This is a genomic window from Candidatus Paracaedibacter symbiosus (assembly GCF_000757605.1).
Classification (GTDB): Bacteria; Pseudomonadota; Alphaproteobacteria; order Paracaedibacterales; family Paracaedibacteraceae; genus Paracaedibacter_A; species Paracaedibacter_A symbiosus.
Map to the genome: position 1 here is coordinate 1,365,116 of NZ_JQAK01000001.1, position 16,180 is coordinate 1,381,295.

The 16,180-nt window shown below is 40.8% G+C and carries 12 protein-coding genes and 1 tRNA gene; 4 read left to right on the top strand and 9 right to left on the bottom strand.

All coding sequences use genetic code 11. The features are described from left to right. Positions 1–85 precede the first annotated feature (85 nt). The 6 genes from IG80_RS0106230 to IG80_RS0106255 form a co-directional block, all read right to left on the bottom strand. Positions 86–1,945, bottom strand: a complete 1,860-nt coding sequence (locus IG80_RS0106230) for a phospholipase D-like domain-containing protein (protein WP_032112983.1) — start codon at positions 1,943–1,945, stop codon at positions 86–88. Positions 1,946–2,080: 135 nt separating this feature from the next. Beyond that, complete coding sequence (locus tag IG80_RS0106235) at positions 2,081–2,890, bottom strand: ABC transporter permease subunit (protein ID WP_032112984.1); 810 nt, start codon at positions 2,888–2,890, stop codon at positions 2,081–2,083. Next, complete coding sequence (locus tag IG80_RS0106240; RefSeq protein WP_032112985.1) at positions 2,890–3,813, bottom strand: ABC transporter permease subunit; 924 nt, start codon at positions 3,811–3,813, stop codon at positions 2,890–2,892. The genes IG80_RS0106235 and IG80_RS0106240 overlap by 1 nt, the downstream gene beginning before the upstream one ends. Continuing rightward, positions 3,810–4,952, bottom strand: a complete 1,143-nt coding sequence (locus IG80_RS0106245) for an ABC transporter ATP-binding protein (RefSeq protein WP_032112986.1) — start codon at positions 4,950–4,952, stop codon at positions 3,810–3,812. The genes IG80_RS0106240 and IG80_RS0106245 overlap by 4 nt, the downstream gene beginning before the upstream one ends. A 7-nt stretch (positions 4,953–4,959) precedes the next feature. Continuing rightward, on the bottom strand, positions 4,960–6,162 hold the full coding sequence (locus IG80_RS0106250; RefSeq protein ID WP_052046143.1) for an extracellular solute-binding protein: 1,203 nt from the start codon (positions 6,160–6,162) through the stop codon (positions 4,960–4,962). Between the two features lie 310 nt (positions 6,163–6,472). Then, on the bottom strand, positions 6,473–7,387 hold the full coding sequence (locus IG80_RS0106255; RefSeq protein ID WP_032112987.1) for a tyrosine recombinase XerC: 915 nt from the start codon (positions 7,385–7,387) through the stop codon (positions 6,473–6,475). Positions 7,388–7,481: 94 nt separating this feature from the next. Between IG80_RS0106255 and IG80_RS0106260 the strand changes: the two genes are divergently transcribed. From IG80_RS0106260 to acnA, 4 genes are all read left to right on the top strand, one after another. Further along, positions 7,482–9,239, top strand: a complete 1,758-nt coding sequence (locus IG80_RS0106260; RefSeq protein ID WP_232224342.1) for an ABC transporter ATP-binding protein — start codon at positions 7,482–7,484, stop codon at positions 9,237–9,239. A 314-nt stretch (positions 9,240–9,553) separates the two neighbouring features. After that, positions 9,554–10,006 (top strand): transcription antitermination factor NusB, encoded by a 453-nt coding sequence (nusB, locus tag IG80_RS0106265; RefSeq protein ID WP_032112989.1) that lies wholly within the window; start codon positions 9,554–9,556, stop codon positions 10,004–10,006. After that, positions 10,003–10,497 (top strand): flagellar basal body-associated FliL family protein, encoded by a 495-nt coding sequence (locus tag IG80_RS0106270; RefSeq protein WP_032112990.1) that lies wholly within the window; start codon positions 10,003–10,005, stop codon positions 10,495–10,497. Before nusB ends, IG80_RS0106270 begins: the two co-directional genes overlap by 4 nt. Before the next feature lie 185 nt (positions 10,498–10,682). Then, entirely contained in the window at positions 10,683–13,373 is a 2,691-nt protein-coding gene (gene acnA / locus IG80_RS0106275) for an aconitate hydratase AcnA (RefSeq protein ID WP_269517169.1), read from the top strand. Between the two features lie 52 nt (positions 13,374–13,425). Here the strand turns inward: acnA and IG80_RS0106280 are convergent, their stop codons facing one another. The 3 genes from IG80_RS0106280 to IG80_RS0106290 form a co-directional block, all read right to left on the bottom strand. After that, positions 13,426–15,420 carry a hypothetical protein gene (locus IG80_RS0106280; protein WP_032112992.1) on the bottom strand — a complete coding sequence of 665 codons (1,995 nt, stop codon included), beginning with the start codon at positions 15,418–15,420 and terminating at the stop codon, positions 13,426–13,428. Positions 15,421–15,612: 192 nt separating this feature from the next. After that, complete coding sequence (locus IG80_RS0106285; RefSeq protein ID WP_032112993.1) at positions 15,613–15,936, bottom strand: YnfA family protein; 324 nt, start codon at positions 15,934–15,936, stop codon at positions 15,613–15,615. Positions 15,937–16,086: 150 nt separating this feature from the next. Then, positions 16,087–16,174, bottom strand: a tRNA-Ser gene (locus tag IG80_RS0106290). Positions 16,175–16,180: the final 6 nt, after the last annotated feature.

Sequence of the window (16,180 nt, forward strand, 5' to 3'; positions counted from 1 at the left end):
ACAATGAAGTACCTAAAAAATCTATAAAATGTCAAAAGTTTTATTTTTATAATCTTTCACGCATGTGACATTAAAATACGTCTTATCAGAGCCCCCCTATAATCCTATCAAGCGTATCGTGCAACATAGCTAAAGACTTAAAATCATCCACATAATTAAAAGCATAGTATAGACAAACATATATGGATTCTATTTCTGATAAATTGTCCTTAATTTCAGTCAAATGATCTATATTTCCTTCGGAGATATATTTTTCTAATTTTTCTTTGGCTTCGTTAATCCATACCCCTAGTTTAGTTATGAATTCTTCGGGAGTCGAACTCAGCCCTATTTGATTGACTTTTAAGAAACGTCCAACCATCTGCTGTTTCGAAAAAAACACGTTGCGATAAGGTTCAGTATTGAGAAGTGCAAAAATATCCTGAGCCCAAAAACTAAGTAAATTATATTTCTCCCTATTATCTAATTGACCAAATTTGTTAGCCTCTTCTTCAATTTTGTTCTGGAGGTTTCCTTTTGTCTCCTTTAAAGGAAATTTCTCAAGAATCGAATAAAATCGTTCTGGATATCCTTGTATATTATGATGCAAACGATTGTTAATTTTTTGAGCGATCTTTGTTATCTCTCCTTCAGGAGAAAACAGTTCAGGGAGCTTCTCATACATAAAACCCCAAACTGTTCTCTGATTACCCAAGCCAGATTGGTATAAAATATGAGAGAGATATTGACTTGCCAATGCTTCAGATTCAATTCCAATGATGAGTTCTGAATTATTTTTGATAGCATTTGTAGATGGATGAAATGATCCCGTATAAACGACAGGGTTACCTTCTTCAGGATATTGAATAATAAGCTTATGATGAAATTTGCCTTTTGTATAAGGCGTGAAAAGGAGTGAGGCAGAATGTGAGATATTTTTAATAGTATCTTCGACATCTCTATTGGTTTTATCATTATCAACAACAATAAGTTTAGGCGTCTCGCTCTCATTGAGCAATTTAAAAAAATCTGTTGAGGTTAAAAAATTCTCAAATAAAAACAAAGCATTATTTTTTTGAACAAGTATGTTCTCTAATATCTCGAAACAATTATTATTTTCCTTTACGTTCTGGGCAAAACCAGTAGAAATCGCTAAAGATCTTATGTTTGCTTGGCTATATCCCTCTATATTCTGAAACTGATCGTCAGGGTTAAAGAAATTATCTAGTTTTGTGAGTTGCTCTGTATTGCTTACTCCGCTGTCCACCCTATTCATGTGATAAATTTTTATGGTGTGTTCTTCTCTAGGTCCTTTCATAGTAAATAAGCTATAAAATTTATCTAATAGACTTTTTGCTAACTCATTACTTTGTATAAAAAGGGTGTCTTCAGAATGAACATTATCAGATTCATAAGTAGCATTGGCAGATCCAATGGTTACTACTGCCTGATATCCTTTTTTCTTGCTTATCGTTACTTTGTGATGAAAAGATTTGGATCCAAGTTTGACAAGACTGGTTGGCACATTATCAACTAATTCTTTTATATATGAGTGATAGGGTTTATCTCCTAAAGATTGCTCGTAATCAAGAAAAGTGATAACGCGAAAGTTGGTTCCTTCCTCTCTTTTAATATTCGTAAGATATTTATCAGTCAGGGCATGGATGATATTAGGGGCGTCAAGCCTGTACATGAAAACTACAACAAATTCGTCTGATTCTTTTATCAAGTCAGCAATTTTCTCAGTACATGAGCTTCCCAGAGAAATACACGGCTTAACGAAAACATTTTCAATATTCAAGGAAGAATGGCTATGTCCTCGATAGATCCGAGCACGCTTTTTAAAGGGGGATGGCGCTGTATGTAATTCCATCGCCCATAAGGTTGATCCATCGGGGGATAAAACTTTGAGAAATAAAGCAATAATTATCGAAAAACGAAGCGCAACTATCGTTAAACATCCCATAACTCGCTGTCCGATCGTATTTTTATTTGAACATCTAATTCAGGATAAATATATTTTCTTAATTTTTTCTTTATCTCTCGTGCAGAGAAGTAAAAATAGAAAGAGATACCAGCATTTGACCTAGGCTGTATGCACCTAATATCGCTTTTTCTTTTGCTGATGGTAAATAATAATCCCAGCAATCAGAACTGCCAGAGAAATAATACCCACAATAATTGTAGCCAAGGCATTAATTTCAGGGCTCACGCCTAAGCGAATGCTGGAGAAAATCAACATTGGCAGAGTCGTAGAACCAGGCCCTGACAGGAAGCTTGCGATCACTAAATCATCGAGAGATAACGCAAAGGATAAAAGCCAACTGGACACAAGGGAAGGGCCAATTAACGGTAAAGTAATGATCATGAACACCTTGAAAGGCTTGGCGCCAAGATCCAGCGCTGCTTCTTCCAATGAGACATCAAAATCCTGAAGTCGGGCTTTCACCACTAAATAGGCATAGGCAGTGGCAAGGGTAATATGGGCAATCGTAATTGTTAAAATACCACGATGGCTTGGCCAACCAATCAACTGTTCAGTGGCAACAAATAACATTAACATGGCAAGGCCAGTGATAATATCTGGCATAATGAGAGGAGCGGAGATCAAGCCACTAAACAAAGTTCGACCCTTAAATTTGCCAAATCTCACCATAATCAGAGCGGACAATGTTCCCAAAATAACGGCAACGGTCGCTGTGACCGCCGCAATATGAAAGCTGGTGAGAATTGAACTGAGCAATCCTTCATTATTCCATAAAGAGACATACCATTTAAGTGAAAATTGGCTCCAAGTGGTCACCAATTTTGACTCGTTAAAAGAAAAAGCCACAACAGTTAAAATCGGGAGGTATAAAAAGGCATATCCTAAGATTAAGCCTAAAATTGTGACAGTGGAAAAACGGCGCATTAGTTTGTCTCCTGTCGATCCAGTTGGCGGCGTTGCATAATCATAATGGGGACCACAAATAGCATCAGCATAATCACTGCAACAGTGGAGGCAATGGGCCAATCGCGGTTGTTAAAAAACTCAAGCCAAATAATGCGGCCAATCATTAAGTTATCAGGAGCCCCAAGGAGCTCTGGGATAACAAACTCACCCAAAGCTGGAATAAAGACCAAAGCGCAACCCGACCAGATTCCAGCTTTTGATAAAGGGACAGTGATGCGCCAAAAGGCCTGCCAGGGGCGGCAACCAAGGTCGTAGGCGGCTTCTAAATACACATCATCTAGCTTTTCCAAGGTAGAATAAATCGGTAACACCATAAAAGGGAGATAACAATAAACAACGCCAATAGTCACAGCAATATTGTTGTATAAGAATTGCTTTGGCTCAGAAATTAAACCGCAATAAAGTAGCAAATTGTTCAGCAATCCATCTTTACTCAAAATCCCTATCCAGGCATAAACACGCACCAAAAACGAGGTCCAAAAAGGCAAAATAACCAAGAGCAGTAGGACACTGCGCCAATGGGACGAGGCACGGCTAATGCCATAAGCAATTAGGTAGCCAAAAATCAGGCAAAAAATGGTTGAAATCAGCGCGATGGTGAGAGAGGCGAGAAAGCCAGTCGCGTAAAAAGAATCCGTTACCATCCGAATATAATTATTCAAATTCAGAGTAATGGTTAAAATCCCTTCAGAGGCAAAATTCAATAGGGGTTGATAAGGCGGAATTGCCAAAATTGTCTGGGAGAAAGAAACTTTTAGAACCATTAAAAAGGGAATTAAAAAGAACAAAATCAACCAGAAATAAGGAATCAACGCAACAGTATAGCGATTGCGCCATACAGGCTTCGATTTTGTTTTTTGGGGGTGGAGTTGCTGCGTCATGATGTTAAAATCACTCCATTTTCGGAACGCCAAAACAAATAAACTTCATCTTCCCATTTAACTTCCCGTTCAGAAAAACGCAATAGATTTGGTCTAGCTGCTTGCACAATTTTACCCGAGGCTAATTGGACGTAATAAATAGAAATATCACCAAGATAAGCAATTTCACGCACTACCCCTTTGGCCGTATTTCGGTTACCTGCAAGCGGTGTTGTGGAAATCATCACTTTTTCCGGGCGGATTGCCACCGCCACGTGCGAGCCTACCGGGACGGCGGCTGAGTCAGTAACATAGAGATTGCAACAAGCTTCTTCTGAATCGATAGACACATGATCTTCTTCATCTTCCATCACCACCCCTTCAAAGATGTTCATGGATCCAATAAATTCGGCCACATAGCGAGAATTAGGGAATTCATAGAGGTCATGCGGAGCCCCGATTTGACGAATTCGCCCCTCATCCATAATTGCCATTCGGGTGGACATCGTCATGGCTTCTTCTTGATCGTGGGTAACCATAATAAAGGTAATGCCCACACGTTCTTGAATGTTCACTAATTCAAATTGAGTTTGCTCGCGAAGCTTCTTATCGAGTGCTCCTAAAGGTTCGTCTAACAAGAGGAGTTTTGGTTCTTTGACAAGGCTTCTGGCGAGCGCCACCCGTTGGCGCTGTCCACCGGATAACTGATTTGGTTTACGCTCCGCATAAGAAGACATTTGCACAAGATCAAGGGCAGCCTTAACTCGGTCGCGGATGATATGTTTAGGTAAACGTTCTTGCTTTAAGCCAAAAGCGACGTTTTGTTCTACCGTCATCATGGGAAAGAGGGCATAAGACTGGAACATCATATTGACGGGACGTTCATAAGGAGGCCAGTCAGTTACGTCAATATCGTCAATAAGGATACGACCAGAAGAAGGTTTTTCAAACCCAGCCAACATCCGTAATAAGGTGGTTTTACCGCTGCCTGAGCCCCCTAATAAAGAAAAGAGTTCTCCCTCATAAACCGATAGAGAAACCCCTTTGACTGCCGCAACTGAACCAAAGGTTTTGGAGATGTTGTCAACAACAATGTAAGGGCGTGCCTTTGGATCTTGCCAAGGTTCAACGGCGCGTAGAGGTTGTGAAATTGGTGGCATCCTCTTCTTATCCTTTTCTAATATTGCTGGTCTTCATTGGAGCGGGTTCACTGGGGTGAGCATCTACTTTGCCTATTTTAAATTGTGTCCATAACCGCGTCCGGTGCCGCTCATAAGAGAGCGCTTGTGGTTTATCGAGTTTTAGCTTTGCTAAAGTTTCTGGTTTTGGAAAAATCGTGGGGTCATTCTTAATCTTATCCTCAATAAGAGGTAACGCCCCTTTGACCGTCACGGCAAGCTGAGTATAATTGGCGATTTCAGCAGCAACTTCAGAACGCAATAAAAAGTTGATGAATTTGTGGGCATTTTTAGGGTGGGGTGCATCTTTAGGGATAGCCATCACATCAATCCACATGGTTCCCCCTTCTTCAGGGACAACATAGCGGATATGGATAGGTTTACCCACTTCATCGGCCCGTTGCTGGGCAAGTTGGGCCTCGCCTGACCAGGCTTGGGCCACACAGCTTTCACCCGACACAAGCTCATTGACAAAACGAGAGCTGCTAAAGCGACTTATAAAGGGACGGATGGCGAGTAAATCCTGCTGAACCTTAGTCAGATCTTCTAAGGAATCACTATGGGGATTAATGCCCAAATAAGCCATGGCTGCAGGATAGACATCAACCGCTTCATCCAGTAAGGTGACACCGCAATCACTGAAATGACTGACAATTGTTGGATCAAACAGCATTCGGTAGCTATGAGTAGGTGCTCCTGGTAGACGCTTTTTAATTTCTTCTTCGACATAGGCAAACCCAAACGTGCCCCAATAGTAAGGAATTGCAAATTCTAAATTAGGATCAGCAACGCGCATCCGGTCAAAAATGAGAGAATCCATATGAACTAAATTGGGCAGCAATGTTTTATCAAGTTTTTGATAAACACCTGCTTCAATTTGACGCTGAACATAAGGAGAAGCTGACGGAAAAACAACATCATAACCTGAGTTTCCAGAAAACAACTTTGCCTCAAGAATTTCATTATTATCATAAAGGTCATAGCGGACAGTGAGACCAGTTTCCTCCTCAAACTGCTGCACCAGATGGGCAGGGATCATGCCATACCAGTTATAGACATTCACATAGGGTTTTTCTTTGTGAGAAGGGGCAGTTGGATAAAATAAGGCTCTCATGCCAATGGGTAGGCTGAGAATTAAAATACAAAAGAGGAGTATTTTGCGCCAACGCAGCGCTTGCCCGTTTTTTTCCAATGATGAAACATCCAAACTCTAAGGTCATATTGATCCTATTATGATATTTAGACTGTTAATCAATCCTTTACAATATTATAAATGAACATTGGGCTAAAAAAGTTGTCTCAACTAAGAAGGAGGATGGCAGAATGCTTAATGGAGGGTCAGGCACTTAATAATAATCACCTTTTTATGCTAAACGTTTAAAGTTATCTTTTAAAGATTTAGAGAATAGTCAGAAAGCAGAATGATCATACAAGAGGCGGCGGACATTTTTTGCCTGACACCAAGTAAGCGCTCTGCGTTTTCAGGAAATGTTATCTCCCCCTCATCTTCTCCTTCCGCGAGGGTGGGCTTTGTTATAGGTTTGCATCAGTTGTTGTTGATCGATGCTGGTATAGATTTGGGTTGTGGCAAGGGATGCATGGCCTAACAGCTCTTGAATGCCACGCAAATCCTGTGTTTGCGACATCAAATGTGTCGCGCAGGAATGACGCAACGCGTGCGGTGTGACATATTCTGGTAATCCCATAGCACGGCGATAAAGGCGCAAGGTTTTTTGGGCCATTGATGGGTTGAGCGCCCCCCCTTTAACCCCCAAAAAAAGGGGTGTTGTTGCCTCAATGGGAAAGGGACAGGCCTTCACATAAGCTGTAATTGTGGTTTGCACGGCGGGAATAATCGGCACAATTCGTTGTTTTTTTCCTTTGCCAATAATCGCTAATCGATCTGTTAACGGCAGACAGTACCCCGTCAGATTCAAAGCTTCGCCGAGACGCATTCCCGTTGCATACAGTAAAACAAATAACGCTTTGTCTCGTAATCCCAGCCATTCTTCTGTCGCAAACCCCTCAATATCTGTCATTAACTCTGCCGTTTGCCCTTCGCTTAAAGGGCGTGGTAAGCTCACTTTGACACGGGGAGATTGTACCGCCGTTAAAGCCGGGCAAGTATTGCCTGTTTGCTTGCCGAGATAGGTATAAAAATTACGGACAACCGATAAAGCGCGTGCCGTTGAGCGTGGTGAGAGACCTTTATTATTCCGAAAAGCCAGCCAACTACGGAAATCTGTAATTTTAAGATCAATCAATGCTTGTTCAAGGAGGGTTTCTGCTTTATACTGCGCCATAAATGTCAGAAATTCACGAAAGTCTCGCTCATAGGCATAGAGTGTGTGGGAAGAAAATCGCTTCGTTAGTTTTAGCCAATTAGTCCAATCAAGAAGACGCTGATTTAGGTTCATAGGGATTTTATTACCTTTTTTATTCTCTTTTTACTAGTCAATCCGTCAAAAATTAAGCTAAATAATTGTTATGAAGAAAAGCCTTAAAAATTTTTTGTTAAATCCGCAAACGCGTCAACTGTTCAGACGGTTATTGCGCGAACATATCTTATGTTACAAAACCCACTTCTTTATGGCAATTGGCTTTTTGATTCTGTCAGCGCTTTCCAATGCGGCAATTCCCTACTTTTTAAAGCCAGTTTTTGATGACATTTTTGTGAGCCACGATAAAACGGCTCTTGTATACGTATGTAGTGCTATTTTTGCTGTTTTTGCTTGCAGGGGTGTTGCGGCTTTTGGGGAAGCCGTTACAATGACAAACCTAGGGCAACGCGTGATTTCAGATATTCAAAACCGTCTGTTTCAACATTTGATCAACACTGACTATTCTTTTTTTCAGCAACACGCAACGGGTCGTCTGATTTCCATCTTTACGAATGATGTGAATTTGATGCGTGCCACTGTCAGTAACGTGATTATTTCGTTTACCCGAGATACTTTAAATCTTGTATGTTTGGTGACACTTTTGTTTGTTCGCGATCCCCTCTTGGCGGCTGTATCGCTGATGCTGATCCCGATTGTGGCCTTATTCTTGGCAAAACTCAATAAACGATTCAGACGGGTTATTGATAAGGCTCAAGATGAACATGGATCGCTCGCCAGCTACTTATCACAAATTTTCCAAGGTATTCGCGTTGTTAAGGCCTATTGTATGGAAGCTTATGAAGTGAGGCGCATGCAGACACAAACCAATGCTATTGTGGGATTAATTACTAAATCATCCCAAACGCGGGCTCTAAGTAATCCTATTATTGATATTTTAGCAGGTTTGATTATTAGCTCGATTCTTGTTTATGGTGGTTTACAAGTGATGAATGGCACACGTACGACGGGTGATTTTGTTTCTTTTATTACCGCACTATTTTTAGCTTATGAGCCATTAAAACGGATCAGTAACGTCAATCACAGCTTGCAAGAAGGGATCATTGCGGCGACGCGTGTTTTTAAAATTATTGACGCGCCTACTCAGATTCAGTCGATGAATGAGCCCATTATTAAGCCACGCTTCCAAGGGGAAATTACTTTTAAAGATGTTTCCTTTAGTTATCCGAATGGGAAGAAAGCTTTGAGGAATCTTAATTTAGAAATTCTCAGGGGCCAAAAAGTTGCCTTTGTAGGTAGTAGTGGGTCGGGGAAATCGTCTCTTATTAATTTAGTCCCCCGTTTTTATGATGCAGCAAAAGGGGAAATTTTAATTGATGGCCAACCAATCACTCACTATGATTTGCAAAATTTAAGGCATAATATTTCTCTTGTGAGCCAAGAAATTTCTCTATTTGATGATACGATCTATAACAATATTTTGTATGGTAATATTCAAGCAACCAAAGAAGAAGTAATCGCTACTGCCAAATCAGCTGGTGCCCACGATTTTATTGAGAAGTTAAAAGAGGGTTATGAGACATTGGTAGGTGAAAATGGGACACGCCTATCGGGCGGCCAACGCCAACGAATTGCTATTGCAAGAGCCATTTTAAAAAATGCACCAATTTTACTTTTGGATGAGGCCACGTCCGCCCTTGATAGTCAGTCTGAAAAACATATTCAAGATGCTTTTATTACCTTGATGCAGGGGAAAACATCCTTGGTCGTGGCGCATCGTTTGTCAACGATTGTTGATTCTGATTTGATCTACGTCCTTGAAAATGGTAGCATTGTTGAGCGAGGAACACACCATGAGTTGCTTCAACAACAACAACATTATTATAAATTGTGGCATCGTCAAGCGCGGTTGGACGAGGATACTGAATGAAAAAGCTGCCTAAAAAAATCACTCCTTCTGGTGTTTTTCTTGAATTTTTTTCCTTTCTCCTTAGTCTCTCCTTAAGGTTTATTTATAGGATGACCCGCGGGCAGACCATCAATCGCTATAAACGCATTAATTCATGGGATAACTTATGTATTCCCCTGCCATTTTCATAGGGTGTTTTTGTCGAGGGTAATCCCCTTCAAATACCTCGTTGTAATGATGACGAATTAGAACTCTACCGCCTTGAGCTTGAAAAAATTAACCAAGCTGCAAGATTTTGCTGATAACCTCTTAAAAAATATGGTCTTGGAAAAATAATGGATACGAAACAAACTCGGGCTTTTGGGGCCCGAACTGCCTCTCGTTTAGCGGCTGTACAAGCGCTTTACCAATTGGAAATTGAACCTATTAGTCCACGAGCTGTTATTGGCCAATTTATTGCACACCGTTTTAAGGAAGAAAAACTTTTTCCCGTCAAAGTAAATGAAGACCTTTTTGAACAGATCGTCTCAGGGGTTTACGAGAAACGTCAGGAACTTGATCTTTTGATTAGTAACATATTGGCAAATGGATGGACAATTGAGCGTTTGGAAGTTGTCGTGAAAGCAATTTTACGGGCGGCTACTTATGAGCTTTTGGGGAATACAAATGCGCCAAAACCCGTTATCATTAATGAGTATGTTAATGTAACAAAAGCTTTTTTTTCCGGACAAGAACCAGCTTTTGTCAACGCCTCACTTGATAATTTATCTAAACAGGTTCCGCAATGATGCAGTTTTTACAGCTATTCTTGAGTATTACTCTTTTGAGCTGTCCCCACATCGTGATGGCCGATGAAGAGGGTGAAGCTGCTGAAGTCACCAGTCCTGCCAATGGAGAGGAAGCTCCCCCTATGCCGACAAGAGCGATGATGGCTGGGCCGGCAGATGCAAGTAATTTTAAGACTTTAGAACCAATGATAATTCCCATTATCAAGGCCAGCAAAGTGTATGGATATTTGCGCTTGGAAATCCAACTTGCAACAAAAGATGGGACTTCTATTGAAACGTTAAAACCTCTTTTCCCGATTCTCTTTGATGCGTACATGACGCAACTTTATAGTTTGATTTGTGATCGTTGGCTTCCTGATCAACCTTTAAATCAAGATGCTATTTTGAAGATTGCTCGAGAATTAACGGCTAAAATTACGACAGAAAAAGCTAAAACCGATAATCTTACAGTCTATTTCAAGAATTTTTTCTTTGCCCCGGCAAATAAATAAACTTTTATTGAAATTTATCCTAATTATGCTTACGCTCTTCCATAAGTATAAATTTGGACGCAAAGCAAGATTTGGATAGAAATTCTAAATTTGACAGGCAAGCAGGTAAGTCTTAAGGGTGTTTTAACTAACGTCGGTTTATACTTTCCCGATGTCAGCATTTTGAATCACTAAACTTTTAGCACATGAGGTCTTTTATGGTGCGCTCTTTAGATAGTCTTGGTACTCGCTCTACCCTTGTTGTTGAAGGCAAAAGTTATACCTATTATAGCTTGAAAAAAGCTGAGGCAGCGGGTCTTTCTTCCATCAGTAAACTTCCCTATTCAACACGCGTTTTGCTAGAAAATTTATTGCGGACTGAAAATGGGAAGAGCGTTCAGCTAAAAGATATCAAGGCGCTTTGCCAACTGCCAGGAAAAGATAAAGTTTTTTCCGACATTGCCTTTTCCCCCGCACGTGTTTTGATGCAAGATTTTACTGGTGTTCCCGCGGTGGTTGATTTGGCCGCAATGCGTGATGCCCTGAAAACCTTGGGTGGTGATCCTGAAAAAATCAATCCATTAATTCCTGTGGATTTGGTGATCGACCATTCGGTAATGGTTGATTATTACGGCCGAGAAGATGCCTTTAAAAAGAATGTGGCGATGGAGTTTAAGCGCAATTTAGAGCGCTATACTTTTTTAAAATGGGGCCAAACTGCCTTTAAAAATTTCCGGGTAGTCCCACCAGGAACTGGAATTTGTCACCAGGTTAACTTGGAATATCTGGCTCAGTGTGTGTGGACATCCACGGAAGAAGATGGCACTCTTGTTGCCTATCCGGATACGTTGGTTGGGACAGATAGCCATACGACGATGGTCAATGCGTTGGCGGTTCTGGGGTGGGGTGTTGGAGGTATCGAAGCAGAAGCTGCGATGCTGGGTCAAGCTCTCTCCATGCTCATTCCCAAAGTTGTTGGTTTCAAATTAACTGGTAAATTAGTTGAAGGCATTACCGCCACTGACTTGGTGTTAACTATCACCAATATTTTACGTGCCAAAGGTGTGGTTGGGAAATTTGTTGAATTTTTTGGCGAAGGACTTGAGCACCTCACCATCGCTGACCGAGCAACCGTGGCCAACATGGCGCCTGAATATGGGGCTACCTGTGGTTTTTTCCCTATTGACCAAGAAACTTTGCGTTATTTGAAATTTACAGGTCGCGATCAGGCACGTATCAACCTAGTGGAGACTTACGCGAAAGAACAAGGGTTATGGCATGATCACACCGCCGCTGACCCCCTTTATGATGAGCTATTGGAACTTGATTTGGGTAATGTCTTGCCGACGTTGGCAGGACCAAAACGTCCTCAAGATCGCGTTTATGTGAGTGAGGCGAAAGACGCATGTATTAAAACATTGGCGACTGAACAAAAGTCTGTTGAGATTGACTTCCCCGTTGCAGGAAAAGATTACACCTTGAAGAATGCGGACGTGGTGATTGCCGCAATTACCAGCTGTACCAACACTTCTAATCCATCGGTGATGTTGGGTGCGGGTTTAGTGGCGCGCAAAGCGCACCAACTGGGGCTCAAACCAAAACCATGGGTCAAAACCTCTTTGGCGCCAGGTTCACAAGTTGTCAGTGATTATCTGGAAAAATCAGGCCTCATTAAAGATTTAGAGAGCATGGGTTTTTACCTTGTAGGTTATGGATGCACGACATGCATTGGTAACTCAGGTCCTCTTAACCCAGAAATTTCTGAGGTTATTGAGAAAAATGATTTGAGTGTCGCTGGTGTTTTGTCGGGCAATCGTAACTTTGAAGGACGTATTAATCCGCATGTAAAGCTCAACTATTTAGCTTCACCGCTTTTGGTGATTGTGTATGCGTTGACCGGTACGATGGCCATTGATATCACCAAAGAACCGTTGGGTATTTCAAAGGATGGCCAACCTGTGTACTTGAAAGATATTTGGCCAACCTCCAAAGAAATTCAAGAGTCCATTGATCAATTCCTCACCCCCGAAATGTTTAGATCTCGCTATGCTGACGTCTTTACAGGCGACACTGAATGGCAGGAAATTGCTGCGAAACCTAGTGAAACTTTTAGTTGGGATGACGACAGCACCTATGTCAAAAATCCACCTTACTTTACCAATCTGCATCAGAAAACAGCCATAGGTGACATTCAAGGGGCTAAAGTTTTGGCATTGTTGGGGGACAGTGTAACGACGGACCATATTTCGCCGGCAGGAAGTATTAAAAAAGATGGCCCAGCTGGCAAATATCTGACCCAGCATCACATCGATATTCCTGATTTTAACTCTTATGGGTCACGCCGTGGTAACCATGAAGTCATGATGCGCGGAACTTTTGCCAATATTCGTTTAGCTAACGAAATGGTTCCAGAAAAGACAGGCGGCTATACGCGTTTTGGTCCTACCGGCGAAATTATTTCTATCTATGAAGCAGCCATGCAGTATAGTCAAGAATCAACACCGTTGGTGGTGATTGCTGGAAAAGAGTATGGGACTGGCTCCTCTCGTGACTGGGCAGCGAAGGGAACAAAGTTGCTTGGAGTGAAGGCAGTCATTGCAGAGAGCTTTGAGCGTATCCACCGTTCCAACCTTGTTGGAATGGGAATTTTACCCCTTGTTTTCCCAGAGAGCGTCAACCGTAAAACTTTGGGTCTCACTGGTTTTGAGACAATCAATTTGGTGGGTCTTGAAAAAGGGATTACGCCAGGTATGGCGGTGAAATGCGAAATTACACGCCCCAACGGTGAGATGGAAACCATTCATCTGAAATGCCGTATTGATACCCAAGATGAAGTTGATTACTTTAAGAGCGATGGTATTTTGCCTTACGTTTTAAAGTTATTAGGTGCCGCGTAAAGCTAAATGTATTCTAGATAAAGAGAAAGCCCCCAATGGAGGGGGCTTTTTATTATTTTGTCAAAAATCCAAAATATTCTAAGACCAAGCGAGCTCGTTTCGTTACATTGCGTCCTAATTCCTCATGAATATGCATTAGTTTGGTTTTATTCTCATATTTAAGGCTATAAATACTCCCAGTAGTTCCTTTCACTGCAATTCCAAGTTTTTCAAGTAACTTGAAGAAACCATCCCGTGAAATGGTGTTAGGATGGGTGGTATTATCACAGAGGAGATCCAAAGTTTTAAGATTTTCTTTACTCAGATTTTGTTGAGTGACAAAGGTTGTTACTTCGTAATCACTGCTACTTTCTGATACATTTGAAGATGTCGCAGTGGGAGTGTTTTTCTGTTCTACTTCTAGATTTAAATCCTTAGTAGCGCTCGTTAAATCTAACGTTTTGCTTTCTTTTTGGCGTCTAACAACGACATCACCGCGCCACCGTTTAGGTTTGGGAGAGATTAGTTGCTCTTTTATCTCTTCTTTTGAAGAAGAGGTGACAGAATTGGAGGACGATACTGCTTCATATTTTAGTGGGCGAGGAGTGAGATCTAGTTGTTCCTTTGGTGAGGAAGAGCTTGATTGTGGTGCAATGGGTTGTACTGCATGTTTTTTCGCCAGCTGATTTACTTGATTTTGTGGGGGTTGTTTTGGTGTAATTTTAGCAACACTTGGTTGAGCCTTTAGTTGCAGTTGTTTTGCTTTAATTTGGGTAAGACTTGATTGAGTCTTTGATTTAGATAATGGTTGCTTTTCTTTTTTCTTGGCCTCTTTTTTTGATTGACGCTCAATCTCGCGCCGTTCATTACGCTTTAAATTTTTTAGTGGTGGAGCAAGAACGATTCCAAGCCTGTTTTTAATTTCAATGATGGTCTTATTTTTGAGTCTATCAAAATATACAACATCAGCAAGACATGAATCGGGGTCTACAGACACATCGTTTTGTCCCTGCAAATAGGGAAGGAGTGTTGGTGATGCTGCAAGTAATTCTTTGATTTCTGGCGATAATAGATAGTCTGGATTTTTATTTCCACTTACTTGCTTCAATGTTTTATAGATGATTGCGAGAGGTTCGGTAAGATTTTGAAACAATGTACAAGCTATCTCTACTTTTTCACGGTCAAGCTTATCTAATGAATCTTGATCTTTTTGTTTGGTTGATGGGGTGGATCCTTTTTGTAATGTCATTTGGCGAGAGAGAAGAAATCCAGTACGACTAATTAAATATTCCTCAAAAACCCTTGCTAAAGAGAAGATACATGAAAAATTTTTCATCATTTCTTCTAAACCAAAATCATTAAGTGCTTCGTAATAAATGTCAGTGATTTTCTGATCACTTAGCGTTTTTTCTTCAGCATAATAGTATATCTCCGTCAATAAATCTGTGAGGCCATTATATTCTGCGAAGGGAATAAACTGGCCTAGTTTTCCCTTGTCGAGGGGCATAGGACTTTCAAGAGAGTCGGAAAGATATGTCTTAATTGTTTGTTGATAGTCTCTTGCTGTTTCTTGATTAACAAGACTGGTGTGTAAACGATTCTCCAATAAAAGTTTTAAATTTGTAATCTGTTGCTTTGAAGAGATTGAATTTTGAGTGGAAGTGGTCAATTGTTCTAAAGAATGGCGGCAATCTTCCACTCGGTCAGTACTAAATGCTAATAAGCTATCACTGAAGTCTTTTAGCTCGTTACCAGCCTGTCTAAGTAAATCGATATGTGGGACTGTTTCTTCTGTAGAGGTTAACTTTATATATTTTCTTACATTTTCCCGAAGGCTCTCTAAATCCCACTTATTTAAATCTAAGTTATCTTGGAGTTGATAACGAATTTCCTTCAAAAGCTGAAATTTTTTTTCAGATTGCTCGTCCCACTGCCTATCCATGGCAAAAGTTGGCGTGGAGGTTAGCATTCCACCAAAAAAAAGGCTTAGAGTTAGGCAAGAAAGACGTGCTGTTTTGTGAATAGAAATCATAAGGAATTCCATTAGTTTTTTAATTAGTTTTTCCATATTTATATAATCATTGTTTTTTGTTTTCCAGTCAATTTACTGCGGAAAATGATGAGAATACTGTGTGTAAAACTGCAGCAGAGACTTTGAATGTTTATATTGCGGTTCTAATAGATGAGGAATTAATTTGTTAGAAATACGAGTGTCACATGTGAATATAAAATATCCTTCAGGCAGAGAATCAAGTATTGATTATCCTCGAGGGCCAAAAAAAATGATAAGAGCACCAATCGCACACACAAACGTGCCAATAATATCAAAGCGATCGGGCGTATTTCCTTCTATAACCCACATCCAAAGGATCGAGGCAAAAATATAAACTGTCCCGTATGTCGCATAAGCTCTGCCAGCAAACTCAGATTCAACCAAAGTGAGGAGATAGGCAAATAACCACAAAGAAACCGTCCCAAGGACTAACCACATAGCAGATTTATTTAATTTAAGCCAATACCAAAAGGCAAAACATCCAGTGATTTCAGCAACTGCAGCACCAATAAAAGCGATAAATGTCATCATCAGGGGGAGATTTCTCCAAAGAAGTTATCTTTAGCAGAAAGAAAGGGCATATCGAGGATTATCATCCTATTCCAACTCTTAAACAAAAAAATACAAGACTCAAGACGCAGCGTCGGCTTTTAATCTTGACTCTTGTATTTTCTCTATTTCTGGCGGAGAGGAAGGGATTCGAACCCTCGATACGTTGCCGTATACACGATTTCCAATCGTGCGCCTTCGACCACTCGGCCACCTCTCCGGGTAC

Excerpts from the sequence above, each read along its gene's own strand:
- IG80_RS0106230 (WP_032112983.1), bottom strand. The coding sequence starts at position 1,945 with ATGGGATGTTTAACGATAGTTGCGCTTCGTTTTTCGATAATTATTGCT.
- IG80_RS0106235 (WP_032112984.1), bottom strand. The coding sequence starts at position 2,890 with ATGCGCCGTTTTTCCACTGTCACAATTTTAGGCTTAATCTTAGGATAT.
- IG80_RS0106240 (WP_032112985.1), bottom strand. The coding sequence starts at position 3,813 with ATGACGCAGCAACTCCACCCCCAAAAAACAAAATCGAAGCCTGTATGG.
- IG80_RS0106245 (WP_032112986.1), bottom strand. The coding sequence starts at position 4,952 with ATGCCACCAATTTCACAACCTCTACGCGCCGTTGAACCTTGGCAAGAT.
- IG80_RS0106255 (WP_032112987.1), bottom strand. The coding sequence starts at position 7,387 with ATGAACCTAAATCAGCGTCTTCTTGATTGGACTAATTGGCTAAAACTA.
- nusB (WP_032112989.1), top strand. The coding sequence starts at position 9,554 with ATGGATACGAAACAAACTCGGGCTTTTGGGGCCCGAACTGCCTCTCGT.
- IG80_RS0106270 (WP_032112990.1), top strand. The coding sequence starts at position 10,003 with ATGATGCAGTTTTTACAGCTATTCTTGAGTATTACTCTTTTGAGCTGT.
- acnA (WP_269517169.1), top strand. The coding sequence starts at position 10,683 with ATGAGGTCTTTTATGGTGCGCTCTTTAGATAGTCTTGGTACTCGCTCT.
- IG80_RS0106280 (WP_032112992.1), bottom strand. The coding sequence starts at position 15,420 with ATGGAAAAACTAATTAAAAAACTAATGGAATTCCTTATGATTTCTATT.
- IG80_RS0106285 (WP_032112993.1), bottom strand. The coding sequence starts at position 15,936 with ATGATGACATTTATCGCTTTTATTGGTGCTGCAGTTGCTGAAATCACT.